Annotated in this window: 13 protein-coding genes and 2 pseudogenes; 5 read left to right on the forward strand and 10 right to left on the reverse strand. The window is 69.8% G+C overall.

From position 1 onward, the window contains the following. Window positions 1-117: 117 nt before the first annotated feature. The 3 genes from AB0L45_RS15415 to AB0L45_RS15425 all read right to left on the reverse strand — a co-directional run bounded on the left by AB0L45_RS15415 (window position 118) and on the right by AB0L45_RS15425 (window position 3,864). The gene (locus tag AB0L45_RS15415; protein WP_365839946.1) at window positions 118-2,079 is read right to left on the reverse strand and encodes an urease subunit alpha; all 1,962 of its coding nucleotides are present in this window, start codon (window positions 2,077-2,079) and stop codon (window positions 118-120) included. Window positions 2,080-2,084: 5 nt separating this feature from the next. Next, the gene (locus AB0L45_RS15420; RefSeq protein ID WP_365839948.1) at window positions 2,085-2,798 is read right to left on the reverse strand and encodes an urease subunit gamma; all 714 of its coding nucleotides are present in this window, start codon (window positions 2,796-2,798) and stop codon (window positions 2,085-2,087) included. A gap of 412 nt (window positions 2,799-3,210) precedes the next feature. Next, window positions 3,211-3,864 carry an alpha/beta hydrolase gene (locus AB0L45_RS15425; protein ID WP_365839950.1) on the reverse strand — a complete coding sequence of 218 codons (654 nt, stop codon included), beginning with the start codon at window positions 3,862-3,864 and terminating at the stop codon, window positions 3,211-3,213. A gap of 498 nt (window positions 3,865-4,362) precedes the next feature. Here AB0L45_RS15425 and AB0L45_RS15430 point away from each other — a divergent pair, with 498 nt between their 5' ends. Both AB0L45_RS15430 and AB0L45_RS15435 read left to right on the forward strand, forming a co-directional pair. Then, the gene (locus AB0L45_RS15430; RefSeq protein ID WP_365839951.1) at window positions 4,363-5,604 is read left to right on the forward strand and encodes a hypothetical protein; all 1,242 of its coding nucleotides are present in this window, start codon (window positions 4,363-4,365) and stop codon (window positions 5,602-5,604) included. 146 nt (window positions 5,605-5,750) lie between these two features. Further along, a complete protein-coding gene (locus AB0L45_RS15435) occupies window positions 5,751-5,891 on the forward strand; it encodes a hypothetical protein (protein WP_365839953.1) in 141 nt (46 codons plus the stop codon). A 5-nt stretch (window positions 5,892-5,896) separates the two neighbouring features. Here AB0L45_RS15435 and AB0L45_RS15440 read toward each other — a convergent pair whose 3' ends face one another. From AB0L45_RS15440 to AB0L45_RS15450, 3 genes are read right to left on the reverse strand one after another with little or no spacing between them, the layout of a single operon-like run. Then, complete coding sequence (locus AB0L45_RS15440; RefSeq protein ID WP_365839955.1) at window positions 5,897-6,895, reverse strand: hypothetical protein; 999 nt, start codon at window positions 6,893-6,895, stop codon at window positions 5,897-5,899. After that, a complete protein-coding gene (locus AB0L45_RS15445; protein ID WP_365839957.1) occupies window positions 6,892-8,043 on the reverse strand; it encodes a ThiF family adenylyltransferase in 1,152 nt (383 codons plus the stop codon). The genes AB0L45_RS15440 and AB0L45_RS15445 overlap by 4 nt, the downstream gene beginning before the upstream one ends. Window positions 8,044-8,087: 44 nt before the next feature. Continuing rightward, window positions 8,088-9,509 (reverse strand): hypothetical protein, encoded by a 1,422-nt coding sequence (locus AB0L45_RS15450; protein WP_365839959.1) that lies wholly within the window; start codon window positions 9,507-9,509, stop codon window positions 8,088-8,090. A gap of 709 nt (window positions 9,510-10,218) precedes the next feature. Between AB0L45_RS15450 and AB0L45_RS15455 the strand changes: the two are divergent. Then, a pseudogene (locus AB0L45_RS15455) lies at window positions 10,219-10,975 on the forward strand (MerR family transcriptional regulator). A gap of 155 nt (window positions 10,976-11,130) precedes the next feature. Here the strand turns inward: AB0L45_RS15455 and AB0L45_RS15460 are convergent. Next, window positions 11,131-11,715, reverse strand: a complete 585-nt coding sequence (locus AB0L45_RS15460) for a transposase family protein (RefSeq protein ID WP_365839961.1) — start codon at window positions 11,713-11,715, stop codon at window positions 11,131-11,133. A gap of 247 nt (window positions 11,716-11,962) precedes the next feature. Here AB0L45_RS15460 and AB0L45_RS15465 point away from each other — a divergent pair, with 247 nt between their 5' ends. After that, complete coding sequence (locus AB0L45_RS15465; protein ID WP_365839963.1) at window positions 11,963-12,472, forward strand: hypothetical protein; 510 nt, start codon at window positions 11,963-11,965, stop codon at window positions 12,470-12,472. A 192-nt stretch (window positions 12,473-12,664) separates the two neighbouring features. Here the strand turns inward: AB0L45_RS15465 and AB0L45_RS15470 are convergent. Both AB0L45_RS15470 and AB0L45_RS15475 read right to left on the reverse strand, forming a co-directional pair. Continuing rightward, window positions 12,665-13,135 (reverse strand): annotated as a pseudogene (locus AB0L45_RS15470) (helix-turn-helix domain-containing protein); the annotation flags it as partial. Between the two features lie 538 nt (window positions 13,136-13,673). Further along, complete coding sequence (locus tag AB0L45_RS15475) at window positions 13,674-14,945, reverse strand: glycoside hydrolase family 18 protein (RefSeq protein ID WP_365839965.1); 1,272 nt, start codon at window positions 14,943-14,945, stop codon at window positions 13,674-13,676. A 607-nt stretch (window positions 14,946-15,552) separates the two neighbouring features. Between AB0L45_RS15475 and AB0L45_RS15480 the strand changes: the two genes are divergently transcribed. Next, window positions 15,553-16,725 carry an acyl-CoA dehydrogenase family protein gene (locus AB0L45_RS15480; protein WP_365839967.1) on the forward strand — a complete coding sequence of 391 codons (1,173 nt, stop codon included), beginning with the start codon at window positions 15,553-15,555 and terminating at the stop codon, window positions 16,723-16,725. 93 nt (window positions 16,726-16,818) lie between these two features. Here the strand turns inward: AB0L45_RS15480 and AB0L45_RS15485 are convergent, their stop codons facing one another. Next, on the reverse strand, window positions 16,819-18,018 hold the full coding sequence (locus tag AB0L45_RS15485; RefSeq protein WP_365839969.1) for a pyridoxal-phosphate dependent enzyme: 1,200 nt from the start codon (window positions 18,016-18,018) through the stop codon (window positions 16,819-16,821). Window positions 18,019-18,264 lie beyond the last annotated feature (246 nt).

Genomic DNA, 18,264 nt, shown 5'->3' on the forward strand with positions numbered 1-18,264 from the left:
CCCCACCGGAATGAGCATGCCCACCCGCCGGAAACCGCCCGTCCGCCAGGACCAGCAACGCCGCCCCACTCATCCCCACACCCCACTTCCCCACTACCTCACCCACCCCTCGGCCACTCAGAACAGGAAATACCGCTGCGCCATCGGCAGTTCGGAGACGTAGGCCCGGTCGACGATCCGGTCGTCGACGAACGTCGTCACATCCGTCACCTTCGCCCCGCCGATGATGACCTCGTAGGTGTCGGGGTCGATCCGCACGTCCGGGGTGGCGTCGTTCTCCTTCATGTCGGCCTTGTGCACGGTGCGGGTGTCCTTGATGGCCCGGAACTGCTTGGTGAGCTTGTGCCGCTTGGCCAGCCCCTTCTTGAGGGCCCGGTCGGTGACGAAGTTGTACGAGATGGCTCCGGGGGCCAGGCCCGTGGCGCCCCACATGCGGCGCGGCAGCACCGGCTGCGGGGTCGGGATGGAGGCGTTGGCGTCGCCCATCTGCGCGTACGCGATCTGGCCGCCCTTGATGACCAGGTGCGGCTTGACGCCGAAGAACTTCGGCTCCCACAGCACCAGGTCGGCCAGCTTGCCGGGCTCCACCGAGCCCACGACGGCGTCGATGCCCTGGGCGAGGGCCGGGTTGACGGTGTACTTCGCCACGTACCGCCGGGCGCGCCGGTTGTCGGCCGACGGCGACTCGGGCTCCGGCGTCCCGTCCGTCGGCTCCGTGTCCTTCGGCCCGGTCTCCGGCCGGTCCCGGGGGCGGTCTTCCTCCAGGAAGCCGCGGCGTACCTTCATCACGTGCGCGGTCTGCCAGGTCCGCATGATCATCTCGCCGATGCGTCCCATGGCCTGCGCGTCGGACGACATGATCGAGATGGCGCCCAAGTCGTGCAGGATGTCCTCGGCCGCCATCGTCGAGGGCCGGATCCGGGAGTCCGCGAACGCCAGGTCCTCCTCGACCTGCGGGTTCAAATGGTGGCAGACCATCACCATGTCGAAGTGCTCCTTGACCGTGTTGACGGTCAGCGGGCGGGTGGGGTTGGTGGAGGCGGGCAGCACGTTCGGCTCGCTCACCATCTTGATCATGTCGGGTGCGTGGCCGCCGCCGGCGCCCTCGACATGGAAGACGTGCAGGGGCCGTCCCTTGACGGCGTCGAGGGTGTCCTGGACGAAGCCGGCCTCGTTCAGGGAGTCGGCGTGCAGCGCGAGCTGGACGCCGGTCTCCTTGCAGACCTGCAGGCACCGGTCGATGACGGCCGGAGTCGCGCCCCAGTCCTCGTGCACCTTGAGGCCGATGACCCCGGCGTCCACCTGATCGAGCATGGACTCCCTGGACATGGTGGCGCCCTTGCCGAGCAGCCCGATGTTGACCGGGAAGCCGTCCAAGGCCTCGAACATACGGGCCAGGTGCCAGGAGCCGGGCGTGACGGTGGTGGCCTTGCTGCCCTCCGCCGGGCCCGTACCGCCCCCGATCAGGGTGGTGACCCCCGCGGCCAGCGCCTCACCCACCTGGTCCGGGCAGACGAAGTGGACGTGGGTGTCGATCCCGCCGGCGGTGAGGATCTTGCCGTTGCCCGCGATGACCTCGGTGTCCGGCCCGACGACGAAGTCGGTGGGGGCCGGGCCGACGCCGTTGTGGCGGACGCCGTCGTCCTCGTGCAGCGGGTCCATCGTCTCGGGGTTGTACGCCTTGCCCAGCCCGACGACATGGCCGTCCCGGACGGCGACATCGGCTTTGACGATGCCCCAGTGATCCAGTACGACCGCGCCGGTGATGACGGTGTCGGGCGGCAGCACCCGGCGGTCGTCGGCGGCCTCACCGGTCTTGCGCCGGCCCGGGTCGCGCGGTGCGACGGACTGCCCCATCGACTCGCGGATCACCTTGCCGCCGCCGAAGACCATCTCGTTGCCGCTGCGGCCGGGACCGCCGCACCAGTCGTCTTCGATCTTGATGCTCAGCGCGGTGTCGGCCAGCCGGATGTGGTCGCGGACAGTGGGGCCGAACCGGTCCGCGTACGCGGTGCGGGACAGGGGATCGAAGGGGCCAGGCTCTGCCGGGCAGCAGGAACAGTCAGGGCACGAAGTCATGGTCGTCACACCCGCTCCTGGTCGAACGAACCCCGGATGTGGTCGAGTGAACCCTTGATCTTCTCGGGCAGCCCCTTGATCGTGCCGCGCAGGCCGTGGACCACCCTCTCGCCCTCGATGGGTACGAGTTCGACCTCTTCGGTGATGCCGGGCTCGAACCGTACGGAGCTGCCGGCGGGGACGTTCAGCCGCTTGCCCCACGCCTTCTTGCGGCGGAACTGGAGCCCGTCGTTGGCCTCGGCGAAGTGGTAGTGGGAGCCCACCTGGATGGGTCGGTCGGTCGGGTTCTCGACCGTCAGCGTGGTGATCTGGTTCTCCTGCCGGTGGTGCTCGTTGTAGACCACCACCGCGTCGTCCTCCCGGGGGGAGAAGTCCACTTTCCCGGGCCAGACGACCGGCTCCTCGTCCTGTCCCACGGCGGGGAAGGGCTCGTGGAGGGTCACCAGCTTCGTACCGTCGGGGAAGGTGGCCTCCACCTGCACGTTCTCGATCATCTCCGGCACCCCCTCCATCACCTCCTCCCGGCCCAGCAGCTTGCGCCCGGAAGACATCAGCTCGGCGACGGTCCTGCCGTCCCGGGCCCCTTCGAGAACGTGCACGATCAGCAGCGCCATGGCCTCCGGGTAGTTGAGCCGCACCCCCCGGGCCCGGCGCTTCTCGGCGACATCGGCCGCCACGTGCAGCATCAGACGTTCTTGTTCGTGTGGAGTCAGGTGCACAGCCGCATCCCTGCATTCGCTCCGGCCCAGAACTTCTGTTCCGCGCAGCCCCGTCGAGGCCGACAGCACATGGCCGACGGTCCGGACACAGTCCCGGCCGCCGCCCCCGTGCCGGTGACCCGACCACCAGCCACCCACGGCTGTTCGGCCCCAACTTGACGTAGGACCATCATCAGTACGCCGGCACCGCAAAAATGACGGACCGCACGACCGGCACCCGAAGGAGTGACAGCGGGGCGCGATCGGGAACTGTGAGCCGGGGGCGGGCCCTTGAGGCGTTCATTCCGTGTTTCCGACGTTCCCGACGTAGGCCAGGCCCCATCCGCAACAGCTAACACATCGGAGCCGGTCAGGCGTCCTCGGAGTGAACAACCTCGGCCTGAACACCGCCCGGGGCGGAAACGTTCGGCGGCTACTTGGCGCAGGTCTGGTCGTCCGCCGACAGGGTGCCGGTGAGCAGGTACCGATTGACCGTGGAATCGACACAGGCGTTGCCGTAATCGCCGTAAAGGCCGTCCCGGTCGGCACCCTTGAGGGTGATCAGCTTCGAACTCGGCAGCTGGCCGTGCAGCGCGACACTGCTCCGGTACTCCGGTACGTGGTGCGCGGATTGCCCGTGGCGGCGACGATCAGGACCGGGAGCGTCCCCGCCGTACCCGGGTGGGCTCCTCGCGCGGCCGGTCCCAGAAGGCGCACGCAGTGATGGTGTCGGCCAGCGGCCCGGGCAGCGGGCGCTCGGCGCGACTTCGCTGGATGTCCCGCCAGTACACCTCCGGGTCGCGCGGTGCCGGCTTGCCCCCCCCCGCAGAGGAACGCGGCCTGCACGTCGCCGGGAGGCTCGCCGGCCCCCTGGAGGAGCCGCAACACGGGCACGAACCCAGGAGACAGCCGGGTCGGCTGCCCAGCGGTGGCCTTGACGAGGACGGAGAGCTGCTCGCCGAGTGCGGCCGAGACGGTACGTGGTGTCGCGGCGGGCCGCCCAGCCGGCCCACGCGTCGAGCGCCTGATCGTTCTCCCGCAGGGCGTTCCGCAGCAGCAGCCCGGTCCAGCAGGATGCGGGCCCCACGTATCAGGACGGCTTCGGGCAGATCGGCTTCCCTGTCGAGGCGGTGCAGGTCTTGGCGCAGATCGTTCCGTGTCAGGCGGGCGGCGGACCGATGGAGTTGCTCGGTGATGACCTCTCCACCGGTACGTGTCCCAGCGTCCGTACGTGCTGCGCGGTGGCACGTCGACGGCCCAGGAGGGTGCGGCGGCCAGGCCGGTGCCCGCCGGTTTGACGCGCGCCTCCTGGGGGAGGGCGTCGGCGTCAGTTCCGGAAGGACCCGTAAGTGCTCCAGATACTCTGCCCGACCTGCACCGGACGAACTACCACCAGGCGGGGCCGCGCAGCGCACGTCCGCGGCTGCGTCGGCAACTTGCCCTCTATGATCATTTTTGGCCAGTTCCAGGCTCTCACCACCACCCCCGTGGCCGCTACGTTCACCCCTTGACCGGACACACACGACCAGGGGGAAGGGCAACGATGCGCCCCATAAGACCCGTCAGCCGCGTCGGCAGATCACTCATGGCGGTGACCGCTACGGCGGCCGCCTGGGCGGTCACCGCCATGGGCCTTGCCGCCCCGCCGGCTGCTGCGACCCCCACCACCAGGGCGGCGCAGACGCCCGCGCCCGGCGCCAGCTGTACGGCGGCCGACCTCGGCACACGCCACCCGCACATCAAGACCACCGAGGTGTCCCCGACGATCACCCACTTCAAGGGCTGGTACGTCACCGAGGGCACCACCGGCACCCAGACCGTCACCACCACCACTCAGACGACCATCTCGGTCTCCGTCGGCCTCAACGGCAATGTCGAGGGCGGTTTCGGCACCGAGGTCCTCGGCAAGGTCGGCGCGAGCCTGGGCCTGAACGTCAAGGTTGACTACACCTCCACCAGCACCGAGTCGAACGCGGTCACGTGGAATTTCAACCAGCCCGGCTACTACGGCGCGTACAAGGGCACCAAGAAGGTCACCGGTACGTACGCGAGCCTCAACTGCAACCGCGTCCAACAGGGCGACGGCAGCTGGGCGTTGAAGTGGATCGAGGGGCCCGACGGCGGCAACTTCACCACCTACACCACCCTTGAGGAAGGCGCGGTGCGCTGCCAGGACCAGGTGCCCGCAGGCAGCATCATGGCCAAGGCGCAAAGCCTCCTCGACTGCGGCTCGGCCGTCGCGAAGGCCGGGCACCCGGCGGGTGCGGTGGCGCCGACGGCGAAGCAGATGCGGGACCGCCTCGTGCAGCGCCCGGCTCTTGCCGGCGGCACGTCTGCTGAACGGCCCAAGGCCACCGGACGTAGCGCGCAGGTTGCTCTCGACTGCCAGGCCGACGTCTACAAGATCGCCGTACCCGGCAAGCCTCTGTCCTGGGGCGCGCCGCTCCTGGCGGCCGACGGTGTCCGCCTGCGGCCCTCGACGATCTTCAGCGCCCACCTGGACAACTGGCGCCTGTGCAACGTGACGGAGCGCAACGGTGTCCTTGAGGCCTCCCTCTGGAACTGGGGCAACGGCGGGTGCGCGACCATCGCCGAGCAGAACGCGGCCACCGATCGGGCGGTCCTGCAGACGGCCACCTGCGCGGAGGACGACCTCCAGCGGTTCTACATCTACCGCGACGTACCCGGCAGTTCGAAGATCGGTGTGCAGAACAAGTACACCGGCTCCATGATGGGCCACGACCGGTACGCGGACGGGGAGTTCATACGCCAGTACTCCAGCGGCCGCCAGGACGGTACGGGTACGTACACCCTGATCGGAGTCTGACGGCCCACACCCCGTGAGCGGCCCCGCACGTGAACCCCCGACCTTCCGGTTTCGTGCGGGGCCCTCCCGCCAGTGGTGCTCAAACTGCGCTGTGGGTGCAGCGGCACCGACAAGCCGTGGACGCAGCGCCACCGACGATACGACAGATGAACTTCTCGTTCACGGCGTGCTCGGGTCTGGCCGCGGGCATCGGGCTGAGGTTCAGCACGGCGCGCAACGCCCGTCGGTCGGCGCCGCGTCAGCCGGAAGAATCCAGCGGCATCGCGCAGCACGCGGCGGGCGGGTGATACGGTCACTCCAGTGTGACGGTTCTGCGCACGGAGCCGATGTGCTGAGGGGCGAGCGGGTGCCCGATCCGCAGGAGGATCTGTGGCCGCCAGCCGGGCTCCAGCTCGGCCGCGAGCCGGGCTGCCAAGGCGGGTACTTCCACCGGTCCGGCCTGGATGTCGTGCGCCAGCCCCCCGGCTGCCGCGCGCAGCAGGACTCGGTAGGCGGTACGGCCCGCGTCGCACCAGGCTCTCGGGTCGTCGGCCCTTGTCGCGACGACCATGACCAGCCCCGGCGCTGTCGCGTAGACGGTACGTACGGTCTCGGCTGCCTGCTCGGGGCGCGTGTGGTCCGAGAACCACTGGGAGGCCGGCATGGCGCAGCGTTCGGTGCCGGGGAGCAGCGCTTCCGCGGCCATCCCCCGAACGGCGGGCTCCCCGTGCCAGTACACCAGTGCGGCGAGTTCACGGCGCAGGGAGGGCAGGGACAGAGCGGTGGCGAGTCCGGCGCCCGTGAGCGCGCCGATCCTTTCCGCGGCTTCCCGGTCGGTGATCGGGAAGAGCCGGGTATCGGCCCCGGTGTCCGGCAGGGCGAGGGAGTCCAGCCAGCGGGGCTTGTCCAGCGGCGCGTAGGGCCCCCGGTCGGTGTGCCGTTGCCAGATGGCGCGGTACAGGGGACAGTTTCTGGCCGGGGCGCATTCGGTGAGGTGCAGCACCGCCATGGTGCGGTCGCCGGGAACCTGCGCCGTGCATGTCACGTGGGCGTGGATCCCCCAGCGCTGGGCCGCCACGACGAACGCTTCGATGTACATGGCGAGGGAGAGGGCCGTCTGTCGCCTGGTCGGGTCGCCGGCGTCCAGCGCGTAGGCGTCATGGCGGCCGATGTGGAGCTCGTCGCCGACGAGTGTGCAGGCCCACGGCTGCGCGTTGTGGGCGGAAGGGGCGCGGCCTGCGACCTGCGCCAGGAAGCGCACTTTGTCCCGAAGGGCTCCGTCTGCGGGGTACCGGCCCGGCTCCTTGGTCACGGCGCGCTTCCGAACAGCGTCCGCATGCTCGCGGCGTACTCGGCGTCGACGCGTTCGCGCTCGGCCACCGCTTGCGGGGCATGGTGGCCGACGTCCAGAGCCGCGTCCAGATCCACCGCGTATCGGCCGGATGGCATGGGTTGGCCGGTGAGGATCCGCCGGGCCGTGTAGGCCACCGCGGCACCGGCGAGACCGGCTGCCGTGCCGAGCTGCGGCCAGCTGACGAGGCGCGTGCCCACTTGCAGCAGCGACAATTTCATCCGTGCGGTCACACCCGGGCCCACCAGCGCGTCGGCCAGAGTGACACGTTCGGCATCCGTGAGGTGCCCGCTCAGCCGGTGCAGCCGGTGCAGCCGGGCTTGGTCCACCGCACCGTGAAACAGCGGCCGTCGCGGTTCCAGGTCATAGCGCTCCACGTCCACGAGCACGTTGTCCCCGTTGTCGGTCGCCATGACGACCGGCACCTTCCGGGAGCGTGCGGCAAAGCGGGCGAACGCTTTCATCCGCAGGTCGTCCGTCTCCTCGATGAGCAGGTCGAGGCTGTCGGCACCGCGGCCGAAGAAGTCCTCGGCGGTCCGTTCCGACAGGCTGTCGAAGATGTCGATGTGCTGGAAGGGGTTGAGTTCCCACACCCGCTCGGCGCAGATCGTGGCCTTGGGCATACCGAGGTGGCATACCGATGCCGTCACCCGGTTGAGATTCGTCAGCGCGAGGGTGTCCGGGTCGGCGATGCGCAGCCGGCCCGGGCCTCCCGTACCGACCAGCGTCATGACCGCGGACATGCCCACGCTCAGTCCGGCCACCCCCACCCGGGCGGCGTGGTAGCGCTGTTGTTCCTGGTGCGTGATCAGGTCACGGTTGCGTGCCGTGCGCAGCCGCAGGAACGTCGTCTCGTCCGGCAGGTGCACGGCCGTGCGCCGCCACGGGAAGTAGGCCCACACGCCGGCACGGCGCAGGTCGCCGCCGTGCCACCTGGAGGCCAGGTAGCGCCGGTAGGTGACCTGGTAGTACGGGGAGTCGACGGTGAGGAAGGGGAACTCGACACGGAAGAGCTCCTCGACGATGCCGGCAAGGTCGTCCACCTCGTGCGGCGGCTCCCCGCAGGCCCGCAGCTCCTCGAAGGCCGCCACGTCCTGGCGGCGCGACATGTCGTACAGGCGAACGCCGGCCGACGGCCGCGTGGGACGGCGTGTCACGGAGCGACCCGCCGGCTCTTGCCGGTACGTGCGAAGACCGGATCGCCGTGCGGGAGCGTGACCACATCCAGGAGGCGCCGGCCAGGCATCGCTTCTTCCAGCTTCCGGTATTCCGCGTTGGTCGACCGCAGCGCTTCACCGGCAGCCTGGTCGATGCGTTGCTGCAGCGGCGGGCTCGGTGCGGTGCCCGGCGCCAGCTCCACCCGCAGGCGCAGGAGCTGCTCGCCGCTCGCCGCGGTCTCCTTGCCGAGGAGGAACCTGCCGGATGCCTCGGACACCAGGTCGGGCCGTTCGAGCGCCTCTTTGACGTTGTCCGGGTAGATGTTGACCGCGTAGAAGGTGCATACGACATCCTTGCGTCCGTACAGCGCGGCGAAGTGCCCTGTCGAGCCCCCCGCGAGATCCGCGGGCACGGCGTGACCGCATTGCGCCATCACCTTGGCCAGTGTCGCCATCGACAGCACGCGGCCCGCGTCACCGATGCGATAGCGGATCAACGGCAGACTGCTGCGCGCGCTGAGGACGAGGTCGCCCTGGACGTCCTCGATGTGGCGGTACCGCGGGTCGAACTCCACCAACGCGGGCAGTACGCCTGCACCGGGGAACAGCGCCTCGCACAGCTGCGGATCCTGTGCTGCGGCACGACGCGCGTACACGGTCAGCGGGGACTCGACGCCGATGATCCCGGAGTCCGCCGAACCGTAGATCGCCAGGGAGCTGCCGAGAGGATCGGTGGCTCGTGCCGCCCGGTGGACGCTGTCGCGCCAGTTCTCGGAAAAGCTCTCGCCCGAGAACACCAGACGGAGTCCGAGCGGTTCCAGAGACACGCCGGCGGCGCAGGCAGCGGTCAGGACATCCTTGACGAGGGGCGGGTAGCCCATGACCACGGTCTGGTCGAAATGGGGAGCGACGTCCCGCAGGACCCTCACGTTCTCCTCGATATCGATGCCCGGACAGATCGCAGTGAGCCGGTAACCCCGCCGCGCCAGACGCAGCACTGCCTCAAATTGAGAGATGCCGGCCACGTGCGCACCCATGAAGAAGGAGATCACGCACAGAGTGGACCGGGCACGGCAGTCGAAGGCATCGAACAAGGGCGTGTTGAGGTGGACGGCTTCCCGCAGGCTCTCCTCGTCCTGGGGCCAGTAGAACGGGGTACCGCTCGACCCCGAACTGGACGCCACCAGGCGGGCACCGCCGGGACTGCCGTCCCACATCAAATCGGTCAGCGAAGCCGACCGCAGATAGTTCTCCTTGGCCATGATCGGGACACGACCGAAGTCGGCAGCTTCCACCACCAGAGCCGGATCACAGTCGCGACTGCGCAGAAACTTCGCATACGCCGGTACGGCCACCGACGCCCGCCGAAAGAGCTGCAATGGCCAGTCACCAGCGACCGAAGTGGACAAGACGGACATCAAGGCCCCGCATTCCTCGCTGGCCACGACGGTAAGCCCCGGCCCCGGAGCTGCCCACATACGAGGGCCAAGCGGGTGACGTACGTGGCCGGCCCTACATGGCCTCCCGGCAGTTTTCGCGGGGGGCGACGCCACGGGCCTGTCGAGGTGCTGACCTGGCGGTTTCCTCGTCCACCTCCACCGCCCGGCATAACCTGGCTTCGGCCGGGGCCGAGGGCCGGGGGGCGGGGGCCGGGACCGAGGTCGCGGCCCCCGGGACGATGCCCGCCGCCATGACCGGTGCGAAACACCCGGCGGAATCCATCCCGCGGATTTCCCGCAGATGGGTTCGGCCGCTGTGTCCGGGAGCGGCCTCATGGCCCATGGCTGCTCCGACTCGCCGTGGGCCATGGACGCGGGCGGGCGTCGGCCCGGTGGTGCAGCCGGGCTAGTCGCATACGTACGCGGGCGCGATGGTCCGTCGTACCTGATGTACCCGACATGCCCGGTGTGCGTACCCGACTGGCCCGAGAAAGGGCCCCGGAAGGCCCTGGCGCCGATGTTACGGCGGCCAGGGGTGGCGCAGGGGTTACGTCGCCCCGCAAGGAAGAGAGGCGTCACCGGGCAGAGGAACGCCCGCCGGACTTGAAGTTGCCGCAGCGGCGGCTTCTACGGTTCCGACCACGGCCGGGCAGTCGGGCCCGGCACAGCATCCCTGTGAGGAGGCGTGATGGCCTGGCCGATCGCGGAGGGCGCGCGGATGTCGGGCGTGAGGGGCCAGGTCCTGCGGCACTACGACCTGATCGGTCTGCTGCCGCCGGCGTGGACCGGCGCCAACGGCCACCGCTGCTACACCGAGGAGCAGTTGCTGCGCCCGCAGCAGACCTCGTCCTGCGGGCACTGGGCCTGGGGCTGTCGGAGATCAGCCGGGTACTGGCCGCGCAGGTCGACGAGTTGGAGGCGCTTCGAGGTCTCCACCGCCGGCTGCTCGCCGAACGCGACCGGCTCGATGTTCTGGCCGCCACCGTCTCCCGCACGATCGGTGAACCGGAACAGTTCAGGAAGGACGGCACCGCCATGATCGAAAGCAACCGGCCGGAGAACCTATTCGAAGGCGTCCGGCTCGTGCAGCATAGGAAGAGCCTGCGTGACTTCCCTGAGCTGGCCGAGGCCATCGAGCGGCACAACGCGTCGTCGAGCGCCACTGAGACCGAGGCCGACCAACGCGACCGCACCGCCCAGATGATCCGGAGGCCGCACTGCTGGCCTCCGGAGAGCCCGCCGACGGCCCTCGGGCGCAGACCGAGACCCAGTACCGGGTCGTGCTCCGGATCCGGGCGGTCACCGCCGACGGTACCGCGCGATCGGACGTTCCGGCGTGGAGGACGAGCACTGGCGCGCCGCGTTCGAGCCGATGGCCGGTCCCGGGCCTGGCCGCCTACCAGCGCGACGGCATCGACGCGTACGCCTCGCACCACCCGACATGAAAGCCGACTCGCCGGTCGTCGCAGCGCGTCACGCCGCGGCGGCGACCGGCACCGCTGAGGCGTCTCGGCGTGCGCCCACCCGGCCAGGAGCGCCCTGAAGCGTGTTGCAGAAAGCTGTGATCAGGCAGGTCAGGGCCCGGTTCCGGCGGTTGTGGTCAGGTGGCCAGGGCGAGGTTGTGCATGTGGGCGACGGCTTGGACCGTGTGGTGGAGGCCGCCGCCGCGCTGCCGGCAGTCACGGAGGACCTTGTAGTTCTTCATCCTCACGAAGGCATGTTCCACGCGGGCGCGGACCTTGCGGTGTTCGGCATTGTCCTCTTCCTCGCCCGGCCGGAGGGGCCGTCCCTGGCGTTTGCGGTGCGGGACGAGGAGCCCGGTGTTGAGGCAGGCGCCGTCACCGAGCACGGTCACGCCCTGGCACTGGGCGGGCAGGCCGGAGTTCCGCCAGATGCGGGCGCCGGCCTTGTTGCCCGGAGCCGGGCCGTAGCCGTTGGTGCCCCGGCACACGGTCGCCGACGAGATCCCGAACAGCGGTGCGAGCTGCCGCATCGTGAGGTTCGTCCGGTAGTGGACGGCCACCAGCAGGGCCCGGTCAGCGAGCCGCAGGCACCAGGGACGACCGCCACCAGGACCGTTGCCGCCCCGCTCACGTACCGCCCGCAACAGCCCCTCAAACTGCCGCAGCCGCAGACCCGTGAACGTCTCCACCCGCACCCGATCAGCCCTCAACACCCCGGCCACACCAGGAAAATGCCCAGATCACAGCCTTCTGCAACACGCTTCAGAGGCAGCCCGCGACGCGGGGCGATGCCTCGCCATGCCGTGAGCCTGTTGATCAGGCGCTTGACAGTGTTCCTCTCTTTGCGGCTTGCGAGCGCAGCGGGCTGCCGGGGGTCGCGCGGCGGTAGGCCGCTCAACAGAGAAAGCTCCCGCTCTGAGCGGCTTCCTGGGTAGACTTTCTGCAAGTAGCTCGGGGGAAGGCGACGCAATGTCGATCATGTGGCTGCTCATATTCTTGCCGATCCTGGCTGTGGTCTTCGTGATCAGCATGTTCGTAGCGGCTGTATTCGCCGGGCACAGTTCGGCGAGCTGCACCGTGTTGGTTGCCTATCTGGGCAGCGGACTAGCGCTGCTCGCCGACATCGTCTATCTCCTCTTCCACGCCTTCCGCTCGGATGCCCAACTCACTGGAGCCATCGCAGTGTCCGGGCTGCTTGCAGGCGCATTCGCGTGGGCAGTCAAGTCCACTCGGGAGACACTCCTCGAGAGAGCTCAAGTTCTTATTCTGGAGTACCTGAACAGGGAGCAGTTGGAGCGCAGCGCCATTCGGTCCAAAATTTACTCCGATGGGATTCTATTCCGGCTCAATAAATCAATCTACGTTGATGCCCTATCGGCTCTTTTGAAGACTGGTGTCATCAAGATTATCGATGGCAAATACGCCATGGCCGAACCCGCGCAGACCGCAGAACCAAATGGGTCCACCCAGCAGGAGTGACCGCCAAAGCTGGATGAGGCGGAACGCGAACAGGTCGCCGATGAAGTAGAGGGCCTGGCCATGGCAAGGACTTGCTCTTGTCCTGCGTCGCTGATGGGCAGCCGGAGGACGCAGCAGAGTCGTTCCCCGGTCTTTCCGGGGGGGCAGCCTGATGGGTGCCAGGTGCGCTGTGTCGATGGTCAGGTGATCGGAGCGGATGCCGTGGGTGCGGTGGTAGGTCGCGGGGTGCCGTTCGGGGTGACCGGAGTGGCCCCAGCCGGAGCCGGCGGTGGGGCGGATGCCGATCGGGCCGAACTCGTCGAACGCGAAGACGCGGCCGGGGAAGCGGTCCAGGACGTGCTCTATGCGGTCGAGCTTGGCGTCGCGCTCCGGGTCGGGCGATTGCTTCCAGGTCTTGGTGCGCTGGAAGGTGATGCCGTGGCGGGAGAGCAGGGACCGTAACGCCTCGCGGCCGGTCCGGATGACGCGGCCGTGGCCTTTCCGCAGGTAGGCGGCAAGTTCACGGATGGACCAGCGGGTGAAGGGCTGGCCGAGCTTGGTCGGTCTTGTGGTGGCCGTCTGGACGACGAAGTCCTCGTCGTCAGGAGTGTGCAGGCGGGGACGGCCTCCCGCCCACCGAGGTTCCAGGCAGGCCAGGCCGATCTCGTTGAACCGCTGGATCACGTCGCGGACGGTGTCCTCGTCGGCCCTCCTGGCCGGTCAGTCTGCGCACACGGACAGGCTCTGCCACCACACCCCCAGTGGTCGGAACCGACGCCACCGCACATCCAACCGCTGGAACCGGCAACCCGGCGAACCTTCCCGGTCAAAGCACCAGAGCGCTGTGCGGACGCTCGGTCCGGCCCGGCAGGGTGACGTTTTCGGCTGTCGGATCGAGGCGGTCCGGCTCACCTCGCCGGTGGGGCGTGGCCATCTGGGAGACGGCTGGGGAAACCGGGCGGCCCGCCGGTGCGATTGCTTCTGATAGGAGGTGCCGGTTTCTGCGAGACACTGCTGTGGGGGTGCGGGGAGCCGGTGCCGGGGCCCGGTCCGCGCCGTACGCTCCGGGCGGCGTCGGTGGAGCGGGTGTCCGCTGTCGTGGCACCGCTGTGACCTGGCCTCTCTCGCGGCGAGGCGGCCTGTCCGGCACCGCGTACGGTGGTGACGGACAGGCCGCGCAGTCCGGGCCGGCCGGGGCCGGGCCGCGGCGCTCAGTGAGCGGTTACTTGATTGCCTTGATCAATTCGCCGTTTGCCGTGTCGCCGCTCAGTTCCCAGAAGAATGTGCCGCCCAGGCCCTGCTGGTTCTTGTAGGTCATTTTGGTGCCGATGGTTTCCGGGGTGTCGTAGCTCCACCACTGGGTGCCGCACTTGGCGTAGGCGGTGCCGGCAACCTTGCCGGTTGCGGGGCAGCGGGTCTTGAGGAGCTTGTAGTCCTCGATGCCTGCTTCGTACTTGCCCGGTGCGGCGCCGGTCGCCGTGCCGCCCGGTGCGGTCTGCGTCACGCCTTGCCAGCCGCGGCCGTAGAAGCCGATGCCGAGCAGGAGTTTGTTGGACGGGATGCCCAGGCTCTTGAGCTTCTTGATGGTGTCGGTGGTGTTGTAGCCGGCCTTGGGGATGCCGTTGTACGAGGTCAGCGGCGAGTGCGGGGCGGTCGGGCCCTTGGCGTCCCAGGCGCCGAAGTAGTCGTACGTCATCGGGTTGTACCAGTCGACGTACTGTGAGGCGCCCTGGTAGTCCGCGGCGTCCAGCTTGCCGCCGGCCGAGGCGTCGGCGCTGATGGCCGCGGTCACCAGCTTGCCGCCGAACTTGGCGCGCAGCGCCTTCAGTACGTTGGTGAGCGCTTCGCGGCCGCTGGTGTCGCAGGTCAGGCCGCAGGCGTTCGGGTACTCCCAGTCGATGTCGATGCCGTCGAAGACATCGGCCCAGCGCTTGTCCTGGACCAGGTCCAGGCAGGACTGGGCGAACGCGTTGGGGTTCCTGGCGGCCTCGGCGAAGCCGCCGGACCAGGTCCAGCCGCCGAAGGACCAGATCACCTTGAGGTTCGGGTGCAGCTTCTTGAGCTTGCGCAGCTGGTTGAAGTTGCCGCGCAGGGCGCCCGCGTCCCAGGTGTCGGCCTTGCCGTCGACGCTCTGGTCCGCGGTGTAGGCCTTGTCGTAGTCCGCGTACGCGTCGCCGATCGCGCACTTGCCGCCCTGGACGTTGCCGAAGGCGTAGTTGATGTGGGTGAGTTTGTCGGCCGAGCCGGACGCCTGAATGTTCTTCACGTGGTAATTGCGGTCGTAGACGCCCCAGTTGGTGAAGTAGCCGACCACCTTGTTGCCGGCCGCGGCCTGAGCGCCGGCCGGGGCGGAGGCGGCCGTGGGGGTGGCGGAGGCGGCGGGGTCCGCGGCGGCCGTGCCGGCGAACAGGGTGCCGGCCAGGGCGGCGGTACACAGGGCGGTGGTGGCGGCGATCAGCCGACGCGGAGATCGCGTACGGATCGGTCTGGGCATGTCGTCTCCTCGGAGGGGGGCGAGGGTGGAGCGGGACGGACACGCGTTCCGAATTGGCATGGACGCGTTGAGTCTTGCGGGGGAGAACGTAGAAGGACTAGACCAGTGTGGTCAATGGTTTGGACCAATTTTGCGGGACGTACGGCTTCTGTTGGCCGGCGTGTGCTGTGCGTTGAGAGGGGGATGGGCCAGGTGGGAGGCGGGGTGGTGGGGTGACGGGTCAGGGGAGCGGGGGTGGGGAGCGGGGTGGGGCGGTCGTGGTGGCTGGTTGCGGTGGCTCGTTACGGGTGCGGGTGCGGGTGCGGGTGCGGGTGCGGGTGCGGGCGATGGCGATGGTGGGCCGCTCGTGGGGGTGGGCGGTGGACGTGGCCGGGTCGGGTTCCGTTCGGGGCTGCGGCTGACGAAGTCCCGGGCAAGGCGGACAAGATCTCGATCAACCAGTGACGTGACGCTGCCGATCGGGCATACTCACAGCGCCACAGCTGCAGGTCACCGCCCTCCGCGACCCGGTGGGAGATCATCTGCTGAGCACTGTGCGAACGACCGGCGGCGCCGCCTCACCCACGCGAGCGCCGTCGCAGCGCCCGACAGGGAGGAGAGCGCCGCCATGACCCAGTACGGCCCCCGGCCGGTGGACCGCAGGCTGCCCACGGAGGAAGCCCGCGATCTGCTGACGTTGGTACGGGACCTCGTCGAGCGTGAGATCGAGCCGGTCGCCGCCGAGCAGGAGGAGGCGGGCCGGTTCCCCCGGGACACCTTCGCCTTGCTCTCCGAGTCCGGTCTGCTCTCCCTCCCGTATGCGGAGGAGTTCGGCGGCGGGAACCAGCCCTACGAGGTCTACCTCCAGGTCCTGGAGGAGCTGGCGGCCGCCCGGCTGACCGTGGGCCTCGGTGTCAGCGTGCACACCCTCGCCTGCCACGCGCTCGCCGAGTTCGGTACGAAGGAGCAGCGCGCCGCCCACCTGCCCGCCATGCTCGGCGGCGGTCTGCTCGGCGCCTATTGCCTCTCCGAGCCCGCGTCCGGCTCCGACGCCGCCTCCCTGACCACCAAGGCGGTACGGGACGGGGACACCTGGGTCCTGGACGGCTCCAAGGCGTGGATCACCCACGGCGGCGTCGCCGACTTCTACACCGTGCTCGCTCGCACCGGAGAGAAGGGCGCCCGCGGCATCACGGCGTTCCTGGTGCCCGGCGACGCGGAGGGGCTGACCGCCGCCGCGCCCGAGCGCAAGATGGGCATGAAGGGCTCGCCCACGGCGCAGCTGCACTTCGACGGCGTACGGGTTCCCGACGCCCGCCGCATCGGGGACGAGGGCCAGGGCTTCACCGTCGCCCTGTCCGCCCTGGACTCCGGCCGCCTCGGCATCGCCGCCTGCGCGATCGGCGTCGCCCAGGCCGCCCTGGACGAGGCGCTGGCGTACACCGCCTCCCGGCAGCAGTTCGGCCGCCCGATCGCCGACTTCCAGGGCCTGCGCTTCATGCTTGCCGAGATGGCCACCCAGATCGAGGCCGGCCGCGCGCTCTACCTGTCCGCCGCCCGCCTCAAGGACGCCGGCCGGCCGTTCGCCAAGGAAGCGGCGATGGCCAAGCTCTTCTGCACCGATGCCGCGATGCGCGTCACGACGGATGCCGTCCAGCTCCTCGGCGGATACGGTTACACGCTCGACTTCCCGGCCGAGCGGTACATGCGCGAGGCCAAGGTGCTCCAGATCGTCGAGGGCACCAACCAGATCCAGCGCATGGTCGTGGCGCGGCACCTGGTGGGGCCCGAGTCCCGCTGAGGCGCGGATGGGGGAGCGAGGGCGGTCTCAGGAGTGGGGGCGGCCTCAGGAGTGAAGGTGGCCTCAGGCGTACGGCTGCCTAGGCCAAAGGCCTTACCCGCCCGCCGCGTCCGTCCCCAGCTGCTTCATGCCCGTCGCCGTGCCGATCGCCACCACCAGCTCCGCCCGTTCGCGCAGCATCCTGCGGGCCACGGAGACGGCCACGGCGGAGGACGCCTCCAGGAGCAGGCCCTGTTGGGCCAGGCGCCGTTGTTCGGCCACGAATTCCTTCTCCGCCACGGCGACCGCCGTGCCGCCCGAGCGCCACAGGGCGTCCAGGCCCTGCCAGCACGGACGTTCTTCGCCGAGTGAGAAGGCGGCGGTGGGGTGGCTCCGCACGCGCGTACGTTCCTGGGCGGCGCGGTCGGCGTGGCGCAAGGCGGCCGTGAAAGGCGCCGCACCGGCGGCCTCGGCGGCCACCAGGCGGGGCGCCGCGGACACCAGGCCGGCCGCCGCCAGCTCCCGGAAGCCGCGCTCGATCCCGGACAGCAGGTCCGCCCGGCTCGTCGGGACGACCACCGCGTCGATCCGCCGCCCGGCGAAGTCGCGCGCCAGCTCGTACGCCACCGACTTGTAGCCCTCGTCGGCGTACGGATTGCCGCCGGGGGACGGCGCGGAGAAGCTGGTGAGCGGGTACCAGCCGTGTTCCTCGACGGCCCGTGCCATCGCGGCGTTACGGGCCGTGAAGCCGCCTTCGCACCGCACCTGCTCGGCGCCCAGCAGGTCGATCTGGGCGGCCAGCGCCGGCGGAATGCCCTCGTCCGTGAAGACCACGCACCGCAGTCCGGCCCGGCCCGCGTAGGCGGCAGCCGCCGCGCCCGCGTTGCCGGAGGACGCGGCGGCGACCGTGTCGGCGCCGGTCTCCAGCGCGGCGGCCACCCCCACCGCCATCGCCCGGTCCTTGTGCGAACCGGTCGGGTTGCCGCCCTCGTACTTGAGCCACAGCTCACTGCCGCACTCCGGCGCCTGCCCGTCACCGAGCGCGGCCGGGTCGGTGCGCAGCCGTATGTTCGGGGTGTCGCCCTCGCCGAGCGTCACCGGCGGGCCGCTGACCGGCAGGGTCTCCGGCCAGCCCCACGGGCCGCCCCGGTACGAGGACAGTTCCAGGCCCTCCAGGTCGGCCAGCGGCGGCATCGCGTTGACCCCGATGCCTTCCGCCGCGCACCGGGGGCAGCCGGCGAGGCCTCCCACCTCCTGGCCGCAGCGCAGACAGTGCAGGCTGCTCGGGCCCTGCGCGGAGCCGGCAGTCGTCATGTGTCCCCCTCGTTCCGTCACCCGGTCACCTTGTCACCGCTTCGTCGCCGGTGCCCGCGTCGGCCTTCGTCGTCCACTGCCTTCGCTGTCTTCGCTGTCTTCGATGCCTTCACTGTACGGCTGCCCGTTCGCCGTACAGCGGAGCCGGGGCTTCGTGTCCATGTCCACCGGCGGCTCGGGGTGGGTGCGGGTGCGGGTGGGCATGGGTGCTCGGTGTGAGGGCGGTTGCGTGGCGGGAGTACGGCA

This window comes from Streptomyces sp. NPDC052496 (genome assembly GCF_040679095.1).
Taxonomy (GTDB): domain Bacteria; phylum Actinomycetota; class Actinomycetes; order Streptomycetales; family Streptomycetaceae; genus Streptomyces.